This is a genomic window from Adlercreutzia sp. ZJ473 (assembly GCF_013185065.1).
Lineage (GTDB): Bacteria > Actinomycetota > Coriobacteriia > Coriobacteriales > Eggerthellaceae > CAAEEV01.
In genome coordinates, this window is the sequence record NZ_JAAVTO010000056.1 from 1 (window position 1) to 15,688 (window position 15,688).

At 69.7% G+C, this 15,688-nt stretch carries 14 protein-coding genes; 1 reads left to right on the forward strand and 13 read right to left on the reverse strand.

The annotated features are described in order from the left end of the window. Positions 1–1,552, reverse strand: a 1,552-nt coding sequence (locus HRL41_RS09950; RefSeq protein ID WP_172136862.1) for a pyruvate carboxylase subunit B, incomplete at its 3' end; no start/stop codon positions are given. 256 nt (positions 1,553–1,808) lie between these two features. Between HRL41_RS09950 and HRL41_RS09955 the strand changes: the two genes are divergently transcribed. Continuing rightward, on the forward strand, positions 1,809–2,663 hold the full coding sequence (locus tag HRL41_RS09955; protein ID WP_172136864.1) for a DegV family protein: 855 nt from the start codon (positions 1,809–1,811) through the stop codon (positions 2,661–2,663). A gap of 185 nt (positions 2,664–2,848) precedes the next feature. Here the strand turns inward: HRL41_RS09955 and efp are convergent, their stop codons facing one another. From efp to HRL41_RS10015, 12 genes are all read right to left on the reverse strand, one after another. Next, positions 2,849–3,412, reverse strand: a complete 564-nt coding sequence (gene efp, locus HRL41_RS09960; protein WP_165173530.1) for an elongation factor P — start codon at positions 3,410–3,412, stop codon at positions 2,849–2,851. Positions 3,413–3,536: 124 nt separating this feature from the next. Next, complete coding sequence (locus tag HRL41_RS09965) at positions 3,537–4,736, reverse strand: M24 family metallopeptidase (protein ID WP_172136866.1); 1,200 nt, start codon at positions 4,734–4,736, stop codon at positions 3,537–3,539. Further along, entirely contained in the window at positions 4,717–5,145 is a 429-nt protein-coding gene (gene aroQ, locus HRL41_RS09970) for a type II 3-dehydroquinate dehydratase (RefSeq protein ID WP_172136868.1), read from the reverse strand. The genes HRL41_RS09965 and aroQ overlap by 20 nt, the downstream gene beginning before the upstream one ends. Further along, positions 5,142–6,251 (reverse strand): 3-dehydroquinate synthase, encoded by a 1,110-nt coding sequence (gene aroB / locus HRL41_RS12230; protein WP_172136870.1) that lies wholly within the window; start codon positions 6,249–6,251, stop codon positions 5,142–5,144. Before aroB ends, aroQ begins: the two co-directional genes overlap by 4 nt. Next, positions 6,233–6,796 carry a shikimate kinase gene (locus tag HRL41_RS12235; RefSeq protein WP_241157384.1) on the reverse strand — a complete coding sequence of 188 codons (564 nt, stop codon included), beginning with the start codon at positions 6,794–6,796 and terminating at the stop codon, positions 6,233–6,235. Before HRL41_RS12235 ends, aroB begins: the two co-directional genes overlap by 19 nt. A gap of 66 nt (positions 6,797–6,862) precedes the next feature. After that, on the reverse strand, positions 6,863–8,032 hold the full coding sequence (aroC, locus tag HRL41_RS09985; protein ID WP_172136878.1) for a chorismate synthase: 1,170 nt from the start codon (positions 8,030–8,032) through the stop codon (positions 6,863–6,865). A 228-nt stretch (positions 8,033–8,260) separates the two neighbouring features. Continuing rightward, a complete protein-coding gene (locus HRL41_RS09990) occupies positions 8,261–9,193 on the reverse strand; it encodes a shikimate dehydrogenase (RefSeq protein WP_172136880.1) in 933 nt (310 codons plus the stop codon). Beyond that, a complete protein-coding gene (locus HRL41_RS09995; RefSeq protein ID WP_172136882.1) occupies positions 9,190–9,744 on the reverse strand; it encodes a YqeG family HAD IIIA-type phosphatase in 555 nt (184 codons plus the stop codon). The genes HRL41_RS09990 and HRL41_RS09995 overlap by 4 nt, the downstream gene beginning before the upstream one ends. A 15-nt stretch (positions 9,745–9,759) precedes the next feature. Next, positions 9,760–10,902, reverse strand: coding sequence for an endolytic transglycosylase MltG (gene mltG / locus HRL41_RS10000; protein ID WP_172136884.1), 1,143 nt, complete (start codon positions 10,900–10,902; stop codon positions 9,760–9,762). 5 nt (positions 10,903–10,907) lie between these two features. Next, on the reverse strand, positions 10,908–11,336 hold the full coding sequence (gene ruvX, locus HRL41_RS10005; protein WP_172136886.1) for a Holliday junction resolvase RuvX: 429 nt from the start codon (positions 11,334–11,336) through the stop codon (positions 10,908–10,910). Between the two features lie 135 nt (positions 11,337–11,471). Next, positions 11,472–14,108, reverse strand: coding sequence for an alanine--tRNA ligase (alaS, locus tag HRL41_RS10010; protein WP_172136888.1), 2,637 nt, complete (start codon positions 14,106–14,108; stop codon positions 11,472–11,474). A gap of 134 nt (positions 14,109–14,242) precedes the next feature. Continuing rightward, on the reverse strand, positions 14,243–15,574 hold the full coding sequence (locus tag HRL41_RS10015) for an AI-2E family transporter (RefSeq protein ID WP_172136890.1): 1,332 nt from the start codon (positions 15,572–15,574) through the stop codon (positions 14,243–14,245). Between the last annotated feature and the right edge of the window lie 114 nt (positions 15,575–15,688).

Genomic DNA, 15,688 nt, shown 5'->3' on the forward strand with positions numbered 1-15,688 from the left:
CCTGGGCCGCGGGCGCCGGCGCGGCCACGGGCGCGGGGGCCGCGCTCGCGCCGGGCATGCGCACCGCGATGCGGACGCCCTCCTCCTCAACCACGATCTCGCCGACGCCGCTTTCCTCGGCGACCTTCACCAGCTCGCGAATCTGATTGATGTCCACGTAATCGTCCTCCTTGGTGCCGCTCGACTCCTGCTCCAGCATGAAGTCGACCTTCTCCGATGTGCGGTGCTTGCTCAGGTAGGTGCGCGCCTCGTTGGGGAACAGCGCGTACATGAGCACGTCCTCCTCGCTGTGGGCCAGGTCCCCGATCTCGGCGGCCACCTCGTCGTAGGTGGTGGTCACGAGCGAGCCGGGCGCGATGCTCGGGTCGAGGATGTCGGCCCCGCCGGTCACCTTCGCCACGATCTCCTTGTCCATGCGGCCCGGCGCCTTGCCGTAGTAGCCGCAGACGTAGTCCTTCATCTCCTTGGAGATGACGCTCCAGCGCTTGCCGGTGAGCACGTTGAACACCGCCTGGGTGCCCACGATCTGCGAGAGCGGCGTCACGAGCGGCGGGTAGCCCACCTCGGCGCGCACCTTCGGGATCTCGGCCATCACCTCGGGCAGGCGGTCGGACGCCTTCTGCACCTCGAGCTGGCTCATGAGGTTGCTCATCATGCCGCCGGGCACCTGGTGCGAGTACACCTGCATGTGCGTGAGCGAGCTGACGCCGCGCTTGTAGTGGCCGCGCTTGCGCATCTCCTCCCAGTACTGGGAGATCTCGAAGAGCAGGTCGAGGTCGAGCCCGGTGTCGTAGCGGCTCTCCTGGAAGGCGGCGGCGATCATCTCGACGGCCGGGTGCGAGTTGCCGAACGCCAGCGGCGCGTGCGCCGTGTCGGCGATGGCCGCGCCCGACTCGGCGGCCTTGATGATGTTGGCCGGCGCCATGCCGCCCACGTAGTGGCAGTGGATGTGCACCGGCAGGCCGATCTCGGCGTTGAACGCCTTCACCATGCGCTCGGTGCGGTACGGCGTGAGCATGCCCGCCATGTCCTTGATGGCGATGGAGTCCGCGCCCAGGTCCTTCAGCTGCTGGCCGTACTCCAGGAAGCTGTCGAGCGTGTGGACGGGGGATATGGTGTAGGAGATGGCGCCCTCGAAGTGCGCGCCGCACTCCTTGATGGCCTCGGCGTTGTCGACCACGTTGCGGATGTCGTTCAGCGCGTCGAACACGCGGAAGACCTCGATGCCGTTGCGGTGGGCCGCGTTGACGAAGCGGTGGACGATTTCACGTGAGTAATGCTTGTAGCCCACGAGGTTCTGGCCGCGCGAAAGCATGGCGAGCGGGGTGTTCGGCGTGTTGGCGTTGATGGCGCGCAGGCGCTCCCAGGGGTTCTCGTCCAAGAAGCGCAGGCAGGAGTCAAACGTCGCACCGCCCCACGCCTCGATGGCCCAGTAGCCCACCTTGTCCATCTTGGGAAGGATGGGCAGCATCTCGCCGACCTGCATACGGGTAGCCCAGAGGCTCTGCTGGCCGTCGCGGATGGTCGTGTCCATAATCTGAAGCCGTGGCATGAACTCACACCTCCTTCTTGTTGCTAGTCAAAGATCGAATAACAGATTATAGGAGAAGAACGAGCGCGGCGCGTGCGCCCCGCTCAAATTCACGGACAAGAAACACGCACGGCCGACGGGTGGCAAGCCCGCCCGCGCGCCGCGCTTCCGCCTCCTCATGAGAAAATAGTTTGATAATCTAACTTTTTCGGATGATCCGGCGGCTCGCGCCGCTAGAATGGCGGACGTCATTGCAACCGATCAGAAAGGCATGCGCATGGGCGTGCACATCATCGTCGACTCAGCAGCCGACTACACCGTGGAGGAAGCCGCTGCGAAAAGCCTCCGCATCGTCCCCCTCAAGACCATCTTCGGCGACGTGGAGTACGCCGACGGCATCGATCTGGCCGGCACGCGCTTCTACGAGAAGCTCGTGGAGTCCGACGTGCTCCCGCACACGAGCCAGGTGACCCCCTTCGAGTTCGCAAGCGCGCTTGGCGAGGTTCCCGCAGGCGACGAGGCTGTGGTCATCACGCTGTCGAGCAAGATCTCGGGCACCCACGAAAGCGCGTGCGCCGCCGCGGCCGACCCGGCGCTTGCGGGGCGCGTGCTCGTGGTGGACTCCGAGAGCGCCACCATCGGCGAGCGCCTCCTCGTGGAGCGCGCCTGCGCCCTGCGCGACGAGGGGCTCTCGGCGAGCGCCATCGCCGCGGCGCTCGAGGACGAGCGGCGCGACATCCGCGTCATCGCCGTCCTCGACACCCTCGAGTACCTCAAGCGCGGCGGGCGCGTGTCGGCTGCGGCGGCCGCCATCGGCGGGGCGCTCTCCATCAAGCCCGTCATCGGCCTCGTCGACGGCGAGGTAGCCGTGCTCGGAAAGGCGCGCGGCTCGAAGCAGGGCGGCAACCTGCTGCGCAAGCGAGTCGCCGAGACGGGCGTCGACTGGGGACGCCCCGTGCACCTGGGCTACACGGGCCTGTCCGACGCGCTGCTGCGCAAGTACGTGGAGGACAGCCGCGACCTGTTCGAGGCGCACCGCGACCAGATCGACGTGAGCATCGTGGGCTCGACCATCGGAACCCACGTGGGCCCCGGCGCCATAGCGCTCGCCTACTTCGCCCCGCGCGGGTAGGCTGAGGTCGAGACGAGAGAACGAGCTCGCCCAAGCTTCGGGCGAGCTCGCCGTCCGCTTCGGCAGGAGCTTCTGCCAAGCCTCAGCAAGCCCTCCCGCGTGAAGGAGCGGGACGCTTGCTTCCCGCATATAGCGAAAAAGCGCCCGAAGGCGCTTTTTCGTTGTGCGTTGTCTGTGATCGCGGGCTAGACGCGCTTGATGAAGCGGCCGTCGCGGGTGTCGATCTGCAGGACGTCGCCGATCTCGATGAACATGGGCACCTGGATGGTGACGCCCGTCTCCATGGTGGCCGGCTTGGTGGAACCCTGCACGGTGTCGCCCTTGAAGCCCGGCTCGGTCTCGGTGACCTCGAGCTCCACGAACATCTGCGGCTCGAGCGAGATGAGCTCCTCGCCTGCGTAGAGCAGCGACGCCTCGTCGTTCTCCTTGAGCCAGTCGGTCGCCGCGCCGACGGTCTCGGTGGGGATGGACATCTGCTCGTACGTGTCGTTGTCCATGAAATAGTAGTCAGCGCCGTCGTTGTAGAGGTACTGCATCTTCTTCGTCTCGAGGCGCACGGAGTCGAACTTGACGCCGGAGTTGAAGGTGTAGTCGACCACGCGGCCGGTCTTGATGTCCTTGAGCTTGGTGCGCACGAACGCACCGCCCTTGCCCGGCTTCACATGCTGGAACTCGACGATGGTGCACATCTTGTTGTTGTAGATGATGCACATGCCGTTGCGGAAATCCGCAGTAGAGACAGTTGCCACTTTGACATTCCTTTCGACTCGCACGCGCTCGCGGGCTGCTCGACCCCCGCCGCAACCGACGATGAGCGCACGTCAGCTTTCAAACTGGACTATTATAGCCGCGCGGGCGGCGTTATGCAAAGCCTCAGAGCACCACCATCTCATGGGCGGACTGGGTGAACACGTCGAAGCCGTCCTGCGTCACGATGCCGAAGTCCTCCAGGCGCATGCCGAACTCACCGGGCAGGTAGATGCCGGGCTCGACCGTGACCACGTTGCCCGGCTCGAGCGCGCGCGCGTTGCGCGGCGCGAGCACCGGCTCCTCGTGGATGTCGAGTCCCACGCCGTGCCCGAGCCCGTGGCCCATGCGCCCGCCGAAGCCGCCTTCGGCGAGGATCCGCTCGGCGAGCTCGTGGGCCTCCCTGCCCGTGACGCCGGGGCGCAGCATGCCCTCGACCTCCTCGTTCGCGCGGCGCAGGGTCTGCCACGCGTCGAGCATGGCGCCTGACGGCGCGCCGAGGAACACCGTGCGCGTCATGTCGGAGCAGTAGCCGCGCGCCTTCGCGCCGAAGTCGAGGACCACGCACTGCCCCGCCTCGAGCACCGTGTCGCCAGGTATGGCGTGCGGGTTCGCGCCGTTGGCGCCCGCGGCCACGATGGAGGGGAAGGCCAGGCCGCTCGCCCCGTGCGAGAGCATGAAGCCCTCGAGCTCGAGCTGCACCGCGCGCTCGGTCATGCCGGGGCGCATGAAGGCGATGATGTGGGCGAACGCCGCGTCGGTGACAGCCTGCGCCGCGCGCATGCGCGCCACCTCGCAGGCGTCCTTCACCGCGCGCAGGCCGAACACGACCTCGGAGGTCTCGGCGAGGGAGCCGGGGGCGAACGCGCGCTCGAGCCGGCGGTACTCCGCAAGAGCGATGGAGTCCTCGATGGCCAGCCGCTCGTCGGCGCGCTGCGCGGGCGCGGGCGCGGGCGCGACCTCGCCGGTGCCGGCAGGCGCTTCCGCACTGGTGCTGGCAGCCGCTTCCGCGCCGTCGGGCGCGCTCCCCCACAGCCGCGCCGCGAACGCCGCATGCGTCTCACGCGCCGCGTCGACCTCCACCTCGCCTCCGCCCGCGCGGGCGGCGCGCTTGCAGGCCGCGGCGTAGCGCGAGTCGGTGTGCAGCACCGCGCGCTCGCCGTCCACGAAGAGCGCGTGGGCCTGCTCCTCGTCGAACACGCCGTCGAACGCCGTGAGCCACTGGATGTTCGTGGTGCCGCGCACGAGCATGCCGCCCGCGCCGGCCGACGCGTATGCCGCGCGCAGGCGCGCGAGGCGCGAGGCGCTAGCGGTTGAGCAAGACATCGACGGCCTCCAGGTACCCCGCCTTGCCCTTGCCCTTGATCTGGGCGATGCACGCCGGCGCGATGACCGACGTGCGGCGAAACTCCTCGCGCTGGGAGATGTCAGAGATGTGGATCTCGACCACCGGCACGTCAATGCACTCCACCGCGTCGTGCAGCGCGTAGGAGTAGTGCGTGTGCGCGCCCGGGTTGTAGACGATGCCGTCGTAGACGCCGTGCGCCTCGTGCAGCTTGTCGATGAGCGCGCCTTCGTGGTTGGACTGGAAGCAGTCGACCTGCGCGCCCCGCTCGGCGCCGTAGGCGACGACCTCGGCCTCGATGGAGGCCAGCGTGTCCGTGCCGTATATGGCGGGGTCCCGCACGCCCAGCATGTCGAGGTTCGGCCCGTTCATCAGCAGGATCTTCTTCACTTCGACTCCTCCCACCTCGCAAGGTGCTCGGTCAGCACCTCGTCGTCCACGTTGACGAGCTCCCACGCCCCCACGTCGCGCGGCAGCACGAAGCGCACCACGCCCGCGCGCGCCTTCTTGTCGCGCTTCATGGCGTCGAGCATGTCCGCGGCGGGGGCCGACCACGCGAGCGCGGGCAGGCCGAGCGCGTCGAGCAGCTCGTCTTGGGCGGCCACAAGCTCAGGCGAGGTGCCCACGAGCTCGACGCCCAGGCGCGCTGCGAAGCGCATGCCCTCGGCGACCGCCGCGCCGTGGCTGTACGTGCCGTAACCGGAGAGCTTCTCCACCGCGTGCCCGAGCGTGTGCCCGTAGTTCAGGCATTCGCGCACGCCGCGGCTCTCCGTCTTGTCCTCGGCGACCACGCCCGCCTTGAACACCACCGAGCGCGCGACGGCCTCGGCGACCACGCCCGCCTCGCGCGCCGCGAGCGCGTCCGCGTTCTCCACGAGCCAGAAGAAGAAGTCGTCCGAGTCGATGACCGCCGACTTCGCGATCTCGGCGCAGCCGCACGTCCACTCGCGCTCGGGCAGCGTGGCCAGCGTCGAGGTCGACGCGCACACGTAGGAGGGCTGCTTGAACGTGCCGACGAGGTTCTTGCCCGCAGAGAGGTTCACGCCGGTCTTGCCGCCCACCGAGGAGTCCACCATGGAGAGCAGCGTGGTGGGCACCTGCACCACGGGGGTGCCGCGCATGTAGGTGGAGGCGGCGAACCCCGCCAGGTCGCCCACCACGCCGCCGCCGAGCGCCGCCACGCAGCAGTCGCGCCCGAGCGCGAGCGCGCCCATGGCCTCCCACACCTCGCCGATGACCTCGAGCGACTTGGAGTCCTCGCCCGCCGGCACCACGACGTCGCTCACGCGGAAGCCCGCGGCGCGCAGCGAGTCCTTCGCTCGCTCCAAATACAGCGGCGCCACGTTCGAGTCGGTCACCACCAGCACGCGCGGGGAGCGCGCCACGTCGGCGACGCGCTTCAGGTACGCGCCGAGCCCCTCGAGCACGTCGGCCCCGATGCGCACGTCATAGGGCGCTTCGCCCGGGATGTTCACCACTACCTTGGTCGTCGGCACAGCACGCCCTCCTTCTCGAGCAGGCGAGCCACCTCCCGCGCGAGGGCGGGGACGCTCTTGCCTGCGGTGTTCACGGTTATGTCGGCCACGCTCTCGTAGAGCGGCAGCCGCTCCTCGCTTCTCCGCCGCGCCGCCTCGATGTCCTGGAACAGCGGGCGGCTCGAGGTGTCGCTGATGCGCGACGCCGCCTCGTCGGCGGTGACCTGCAGGTACACCACGACGCCCTTCTCGGCCAGGATGGCGCGGTTCTCCGCGCGCGTCACCACGCCGCCGCCGCACGACACCAGGAGCGCGTCGTCCTTGCTGGCCAGCTCGTCGAGCACGTCGGTCTCCACGGCGCGGAAGCCCTCCTCGCCCACCTCGGCGAAGATCTCCTTCACGCGCCGGCCCTCGCGGCGCTCGAGATAGGTGTCCATATCGACCGAGGCCACGCCGCACGTGCGCGCGAGCCGCCGCGCGACGCTCGTCTTGCCCGCGCCCATGAACCCGACGAAGAACACCGGGCGGGTGAGCTCGCATCTCTCGACGTCACGTCTCTCTGTCACGTTGAAGCTCCTTCTCTTGAAAAGGGGCCGGGTCCCGAAGGACGCGGCCCGCGCAGGCGAGGCACCCTACCGCGACATCGTCCTCAGGCGCTGCTTGTAGGCGCGGATGCTGGCCTTGACGTCGGCCATCGACGTGCAGCCGAACGCCTCGGTGTAGGCGTCGGCCAGCGCGAAGGCCACCTCGCCCTCCGCGACCACCGCCGCGGCGGGCACCGCGCACACGTCCGAGCGCTCGCGCGACGCCTGCTCCACCTCGAGCGTGTCGAGGTTCACCGTGTCGAGCGGCCTCATGAGCGTGGGGATGGGCTTCATGGCCGCCGTGACCACGAGCGGCATGCCGCTCGTCATGCCGCCCTCGAGCCCGCCCGCGTTGTTCGACGAGCGCGTGAACCCGCCGTCCGCTAGCACGATGGGGTCGTGCACGCGCGAGCCGGGGCGCCGCGCGGCCTCGAAGCCCAGCCCGAACTCCACGCCCTTGATCGCGGGGATGGAGAACAGCGCCGCGCCGATGCGCGAGGTGAGGCGCTCGGGGCCGCTCGCGTAGCTGCCCAGGCCCGGGAGCAGGCCCGTGACCACCACGCGGAAGGTGCCGCCGAGGCTCTCGCCCGCGTCGCGCGCCGCGCGCACGGCCGCCTTCATGGCCTCGGTGGCGTCCTCGTCGGGGCAGCGCATCTCCGAGAACTCGATGTCGAGCGGGCTGTACGTCGGCGCCGCCGCCATGGGGTCGTCCTCGGGCAGGGCCACGTCCCCCACCGAGGTGACGTACGAGAACACCTCGACGCCGAGGTCTCCCAGGAACTCGCGCGCGATGCCGCAGGCCGCCACGCGCGCCGCCGTCTCGCGGGCGCTCGCGCGCTCGAGGATGTTGCGGCAGTCGTCGGTGTTGGTCTTGAGCGCGCCCACCAGGTCGGCGTGCCCGGGGCGCGGCGTCACCTCGCGCACCAGGTCGGACGGGGCGCTGCCGAAGGCGGCCATGCGCTCGGACCAGTTCTCCCAGTCGCGGTTGCGCACCACGAGCGTGATGGGCGAGCCCATGGTGCGCCCGAAGCGCACGCCGCTCGCGATGACGGCGCGGTCGCGCTCGATGGTCTGCCGCCCGCCGCGCCCGTACCCTGACTGACGGCGCGCGAGGCTGCTGTTGATCTGCTCTTCGGAGATGGCGAGGCCCGCCGGCACCCCCGACACGATGGCCGTGAGCTGCGGCCCGTGGCTCTCGCCCGCTGTGATGTACTGCATATGCGCACGCTTTCAACGACGACCGAGCAAGGCATCACGTCTACGCGCAAGGCGCATTGCCCGAGAATGTATCAAACTTCTCTATTGTAGCGCAGGGATCAGCCGCCAGCAGGCGCAAGCCCGCCGAGCGCGAAAACGCGCCCTTCGGAGCAAGCAAGAGCGCCGGCGCGCCAAGCGCGTGCGCACGTCTGCGCACCCCACACGGCGGCGCGCCCCGCGCCGGCGCGCCTAGAGCGCGTCGAAGCCGGCGGCGTCCGCCATCACGTCGAAGAGCTCGTCGAACCCGCACGCCGCGTCGACGCCCGCCACCTCGCACACGATGTTGAACGTCGCCACCGCCTGCGCCACGAGCATGCCCGCGCCGTCGTGGGCCGCGCACCCCGCCGCGCGCGCCGCAGCCACGAGCGCCGTGGTGCCGTGGCCGTACACCACGTCGAGCACCACCTGGCGCGCTGAGAGCAGGCCCGTGTCGAAGGGCGCGGGGTCGCCCGCGTGCATGCCGAGCGGCGTCGCGTCGATGATGACGTCGGCGGCGGCGATGGCCTGCGTCGAGGTGGCGTAGCTGCCGAACTTCAGGCTCACGTGCTCGTACGCCGCGCGGAAGCTCAGGTGGTGCTCCTGCGGCGCGGGCAGGTCCACCGTCGCCTCGGCGAGCTTGCGGTAGGCGTCGGCGTAGGCGCGCAGCACGCCGGATGCGCGCTCTTTGTCGCGTCCCACGAGCACGACCTCGTCGGCGCCCGCCTGCGCCGCGGCGTGCAGGATCGCCAACGCCGTAGGGCCCGTTCCGCACACCACCACGTGCTTGCCCGAGAAGCGCACGCCCGTCCGCTCAAGGTAGCCCACGCAGCCCTGACCGTCGACGTTGTAGGCGATGAGCGTGCCGCCCTTGTTCACGAGCACGTTCGCCCCGCGCGCGAGCTGCGCCGACGCCGCGCGCACGTCTGCCGCCTCGAAGGCCGCGGGCTTGTAGGGCGTGGTGACGTTGACGGACAGGAAGTCGCGCGCGGACAAGAACGCCTCGGCCTCCTCGGGCGTGGGCAGGTCGGCGAAGCCGTAGCGCCAGGGCAAGCCGAGGCGGGCGTACACGGCGTTGTACATGGCGGGCGACTTGGAATGCGCGATGGGATGTCCCAGTATGTAGAGGTTCTTCTGCGCGCTCATGCGCCCTTCCTTTCACTTTGCCGGCAGTTCTGCTGGCAGCTCGCGGGCGCCGGCTCGGGCTCGGGCTGCAGCTCCCCCAGTATCACGTTCTCGAAGTTGCGCATGAGCAGCGTGTGCGGCAGGTCCTGCTCCACGAGGGGCCTCAGCAGGTACGCCTTGCAGCCCGCCAGGTGCGCTGCCAGCACGTCGGTCATGAGCTGGTCGCCCACCATCACCGCGTTCTCCCGGCGCGCGCCCGCCTTGCGCATCCCCAGAACGAGGCCGTGGGGCGAGGGCTTGCACGCCTTCGCCACGATGGGCAGGTCGAGCTCGCCCGCCAGCGCGTGCACGCTCGCATGCCAGTTGTTCGACACCAGGCAGAACGCCACGCCCGCCTCGCGCGCGCGGCCGAGCCACATGCCCACGTCGCGCGGCACCTCGTGGGTGTCGCGGGTGAGGATGGTGTTGTCGACGTCGAGCAGCACGCAGGTCAGGCCGCGCGCGAGCAGGTCGCGCTCGACGCTGATGTGCGTGACGCGCGAGAAGTACCTGTCAGGCTCGAGCAGCGGCATCCGGCACCAGCGGCCTCACGAGAACGAGCTCATGTGCTCGTCATACGTCGCGCTGAACGAGTAGTTGCCCTCGGCGTCGAAGTAGAAGAAGTAGTCCCGCCCGAGCGCGTCGGCGTCAGGCGCGCACACGGCCTGCAGGCACGCGAGGCCCGGCGAGCAGATGGGCGTCGGCGGCAGGCCCGCATGCGCGTACGTGCTGTACGGCGTGTCGGCGTGCACCTCCTCGGGCGTGGGGTCGTGACCCACCTCGTACGCCGTGGTGGCGTCGCTCTGCAGCAGGCCGTAGCTCGGATCGCCCTCGGTGGTCAGGCGGTTGTAGAACACCGCGGCCACCCGCGCGCGAATGCCCTCGTCGCCCGTGGACTCCTTCTCCACGATGGAGGCGAGCTTGAGCGCGTCGTAGAGGCTCAGGCCCTGGCTCTCGGGGTAGCTCCAGTCAAGCGACGCCGTCTCGGCCGCGAACTGGTCGAGCATCATGCGCACGACGGACTCGGCCGTGGCGTCGGCGGGGACGTCGTAGGTCTTGGGGAACAGGAAGCCCTCGAGCGAGTTTTCGCCCGCACCCTCGAGGAACGCGTAGTCCGCCGCGTAGGCGCTCGCGTCGCTCGCCGCCTGCGTGAACGCCTCGGCGGTGACGCGGCCGCCCGTGACCTCCTGCACGCGCGCGGCGATCTCGGAGAGCCTCAGGCCCTCGGGAACTGAGAGCGCGCCGGCGAAGGCGGGCCCTGCCTGCAGCGTGCGCAGGATCTCGTCAACCGTGACGCCGCCCGAGAACGTGTAGGTGCCGGGGATGATCGAGGCGTCTGCGTTCTGCCGCGACACCGCGTCGACGAACTCCTGCGAGCTCGCCACCAGGCGCGCCTCGGCGAGCGAATTGCCCACGTCGCGCGCGCTCTCGCCCTGCTCGACCACCACCTGGGCCTGCTCGCCCTCGGCCAGAAGCTCGGGGCCGGCGCAGCTGCGCATGAGGAAGAGCGCGCCGACGATCACCACCAGAAGCGCCAGCGCCAGCGCGACCACCATGGGCGCCTTGCTCTGCTTGGGGCGGATGTAGCTCGTGTCGTACGTGCGGAACTCGCGGCTGCCGCGGGCATGCGCCGCGCGGGCTGCATGGTTCGGGTGGGATGAGTAGGTCACTTGCCTTCTGCGATGGGACACGGGGACTACCTTTCAGCGTTCGAGGTCGCGCGCTCGTCGAGCCACGCCTGCAAGAACAGACTTGCCGCTATCATATCGACTTTTCCGCGCATGTTCTTCTCGCTCAAGCCCGATTCACGCAAACTCCGCTTTGCCTCAGCCGAGCTCAAGCGCTCGTCGGTGAACGCGCAGCCGATGCCGCACGCGGCGCTGACCTGGGCCGCAGCGGCTCGGATGCGCGCGGCCTGGGGGCCTTCCTCACCTGAGAGCGTGTAGGGCAGCCCGCACAGGAGCAGCTCGGGCTCCCAATCCTCGAGCACGCGCCGAAACGGCTCCGCGCAGGCGAGCACCTCGGACGCGGGCAGCACGCACACGGGGCTCGCGACGCGCTCGCCCGGGTCGCACACCGCGATCCCCACGCGCACCTCCCCGATGTCCAGGGCCAGAACCCTCACCGCTCCCCCTTCCCGAGAAACGTCCGCCCTCGTCACCAGGCGCCGCGGCGACGTCGGGGGCCTGATGACGAAAAAGGCCCTCGCGGGCCTTTTTCCAACGCGGTCACGGCGCATCTGCCGCGGCCGCGCTCCTTCTTACAGCAGCGCCTTGCGCGCGATCTCGAGCGCCTCGTCGATGCCGGAGGCGTCCTTGCCGCCCGCCTGGGCCATGGTCGGCTTGCCGCCGCCGCCGCCCTTCACGGCCGGGCCCATCGCCTTGATGAGCTTGCCGGCGTCGAAGCCCGCGGCAACCGCCTCGTCGGTGCCGGCGGCCATGAGCACGGGCTTGCCGTCCTTCTCGCCGGCGATCACCAGGGCGCCCGGCGCGCTCATGCGGGCGCGCACCACGTCCCACAGGTTGCGCATCATGCCGCCCTCGCGCACCTCGGTGCGCGCGATGATGACCGGGTAGCCCGCGGCCGACATGACCGCGGCGTCGATGAGCTTGGTGATGCCGTCGTCGGACACCATGGTCTTGCCGCGCTTGGCCTTCTGGTGGATCTCCCTCAGCGACTTGACGTTGGCGGCCGTGCGCTCGGACACGTCGAACAGCGGCACGCGGAGCTCAGCCGCCGTCTCCTTGAGCTCGGACTCGACCTTGTTCACGTACTCGAGCGCGCCGTAGCTGGTGACCGCCTCGATGCGGCGCAGGTTCGCGCCCACGCTCGACTCGGACATGATCTTCACCAGGCCGATCTCGGCGGTGTTGCCCACGTGGCAGCCGCCGCACAGCTCGCGCGAGAACTCGCCGGCCTCAACCACGCGCACCTTCTCGCCGTACTTCTCGCCGAACAGGGCCGTCACGCCCGCGGCGCGCGCCTCGTCGAGCGACGTCTCGTAGATGGTGGTGGCCGTCGCGTCCATGACGTGCTCGTTGGCCACGCGCTCCACCTCGGCGATCTGCTCGGGCGTCATGGCCTCGAAGTGCGTGAAGTCGAAGCGCAGGCGGTCGGGGCCCACGTACGAGCCCGCCTGCTTCACGTGGTCGCCGAGCACCGTGCGCAGCGACGCGTGCAGGATGTGCGTGGCGGTGTGGTTGCGCTCGATGGCGGCGCGGCGGCGCGCGTCAACGGAGGCCGTCACCTCGTCGCCCACGGCGATGCCGGCGTCGGCGCACCTCACCGCGTGCACGTACAGGCCCTTCTCCGGGGCCTTGGTGTCGGTCACCTCAAGCGCGCCCGCCGGCGCGGCGATCTCGCCCGTGTCGCCCACTTCGCCGCCCATCTCGGCGTAGAAGGGGGTGACGTCGAGGATGGCCTCGCCCGCCTCGCCGGGCGCCAGCGAGGTGACGCGCGCGCCCTCCTTGACGAGGGCCTGGACGCGGGCGGTGGCCGTGGTGGCCTCGTAGCCCACGAAGCGCGTGGGGCCCACCTCGTTCAGCAGGTCGGCGTAGACGCCGCCGTAGGTGGACCAGGCGGCCTCGGCGTCCTTCGCGCCGGCCGCGCGCGCACGCTCGCGCTGCGCCTCCATGGAGCGCTCGAAGCCCTCCATGTCGACGGTCACGCCGCGGCCCTCGCAGATCTCGCTCGTGATCTCCACGGGGAAGCCGTAGGTGTCGTGTAGCGTGAACGCCTCCTCGCCGGGAAGCACCGTACCCTCGAGCTGGGAGAGCGCGTCCTCCAGAAACGCCTGGCCCTGGCGCAGCGTGGCGCCGAAGCGGTCCTCCTCGGCCAGGATCAGCTTGCGCTCGAGCTCGCGGTTCTCCACGATCTCGGGGTAGACGTCGCCCATGAGGCGGACGATCTCGTCGACGTAGTCGTTGAGGAACGGGCCCTCCACGCCGATGAGGTGCGCCTTCATGATGGCGCGGCGCAAAAGGCGGCGCAGCACGTAGCCGCGGCCCTCGTTGGACGGCAGGATGCCGTCGGCGATCATGAAGGTGACGGCGCGGGAGTGGTCGGCGATGATGCGCAGCGACAGGTCGCGCTCGGGGTCGTCGCCGTACGTCACGCCCGCGAGGCGCTCGCCGACGGCCACGAGCGAGCGCAGCACGTCCGTCTCGTAGTTGGACTGGACGCCCTGCATGATGGCGGCGATGCGCTCGAGGCCCATGCCGGTGTCGATGTTCTTCTTGGGCAGCGGCGCGAGCGTGCCGTCCTCCTGTCCGTCGTACTGGGTGAACACGCAGTTCCAGTACTCGAGGAAGCGGTCGCAGTCGCAGCCCGGCGCGCAGTCGGGGCTGCCGCAGCCGAACTCGGGGCCCTGGTCGAAGTAGAGCTCGGAGCACGGGCCGCACGGGCCGGTGGGGCCGGCGCGCCAGAAGTTGTCGTCCTCGCCGAGCTTGGAGATGTGGTCCTCGGGCACGCCGAGCGACTTCCAGATCTCGATGGTCTCGTCGTCGTCCTCGAACACGGTGAAGTACAGGCGCTCGGGCGGCAAGCCGAGCTCGTTCACGGAGAAGTCGTAGGCCCACGAGCACATCTCCTGCTTGAAGTACTTGCCGAAGGCGAAGTTGCCGAGCATCTCGAAGAAGCTCAGGTGGCGCCCCGTGGTGCCGATGATGTCGATGTCGTTGGTGCGCACGCACTTCTGCACGGTTGTGGTGCCGACATAGGGCTCCTCGAGCTGCTTCTGCTGCAGGAAGTAGGGCTTGAACTGCACCATGCCGGCGCTCGTGAGCAGCAGCGAGGGATCGTCGGGAATGAGCGAGGACGAGGGCATGCGCTTGCATCCCTTCTCCTCGAAGTAGGAGAGGTACTTCTCGCGGATCTCGGCGGTTGTCATGTACTTCATGTTCGCTCTTTCGTCTTATCAATGGCAGAGCCGGCGAAGCCGGCCCGGTTTACCTTGGCAGCCGCCGGCGCGCAGGCCGGCGAAGTCATCCTGATCGGCCCGCAGGCCGACGGGGTCACATTATAGTATGTTTCCTAGCGCTTGTCGTGGGCGTCTGACGAGCGGCGCGCGCCCTTTTTCGCGTCACGCGCCGCATCACGCGCCGCGGCGGGGGCGTTCTCACCCTTGTCGCGACGTGCGAAGCGCGGGCGCCTGAGCTTCCCCGTCGGCTGGCCGCCCTCGTCGAGCTCGACGGGCAGAAACGACGCGGTGGAGCCGGGATGCGGCGAGGTGGCGTCGGCCATGGGGTCGGGCACGTCGCCTTCAGCCGGGGTCCCCTTGAAGAACACGCCGTCCTCGGCCACCAGGCAGCGCCCCGTCCTCTTCTCGAAGTAGTACACGAAGCACGCCTTGACCACGGCCACCGCCGGGATGGAGGCGAGCATGCCCACGAGCGCGCCGAGCAGGCCGCTCATGGCGCCGCCGAGCGCCGAGCCGCACATGAGGGCGATGAGCGTCAGCGCCGGGTGCACGTCGACGGAGTCGGCCATGATGCGCGGCGAGATGAACGTGTAGACGAACTGCTGGATGGCCACCGTGCCCACCAGCGCCACGAGGGCCGCGAACGGGCTCACGAACACCGCCGTGATGGCGGCGGCCATGCCGCCCAGCCACGGGCCGATGATCGGGATGATGTTGAGCACGCCGGTGATGACGCCGAGCGCCGACGCGTTGGGGATGCCCACCACGGCGAACAGCACGCCGCATGCCACGCCGATCACCGCGCACTGCAGGATCGTCGCCTTGATGTAGCCGCCCATGATGCGCGTGAACGTGTAGTGCAGGAACTCGGCGTCCTCGGCGCGCTTCGGGCCGACGAGGCGCTTCACCTCGCGCCCGAGGGCCGGCAGCTCCATGAGCACCCAGAACGCGATGACGAGCGCGAAGCCGAAGGCCATGAGGCCGTTGGCGACCGTCGCGCCCACGTTCACCAATCCCGTGGCGCTCACCTGCGCGAACGACGAGGCCCATGCGGCGAGCGAGCCCTGCACGTCTTGGATGAGGGACCTGACCGTCTCGTCCTCGAGCACGGGGGCATAGCGCAGGTACACGTCGTTGCCCCAGGCGATGAGGTCGTTCGTCAGCTGGGGCACGCTGGCCACCAAGTCGGCCAGCTGGCTGTTGAGGCCGAACATCGGCGAGAACATGAGGAACCCCACGAGCCCGACGACCGCGCACAGCACCGCGTAGGCGACCGCCGTGCCGACCGTGCGGTTGACGCCGCGCGCGTCGAGCGCGTTCACGATGCCGCGCAGGCAGAACACGAGGATGACCGTCCATATCAGGATGGACACCGGCACGGAGAGGATGTTGAGCAGGTAGACCACCACGCCGGTGAGCAGGATGGCGCCCACGGCCGTCCACACGCGCGAGAACCACCGGCGCGCGCGGTCCTCCGGCGCGGGGGCGGCAGAGGCGGTGGGAGCCGCCGGGGCCGGGGCCGGGGTGCCCGCCGGGGCGGCAGGCGCGGGGACGGCAGA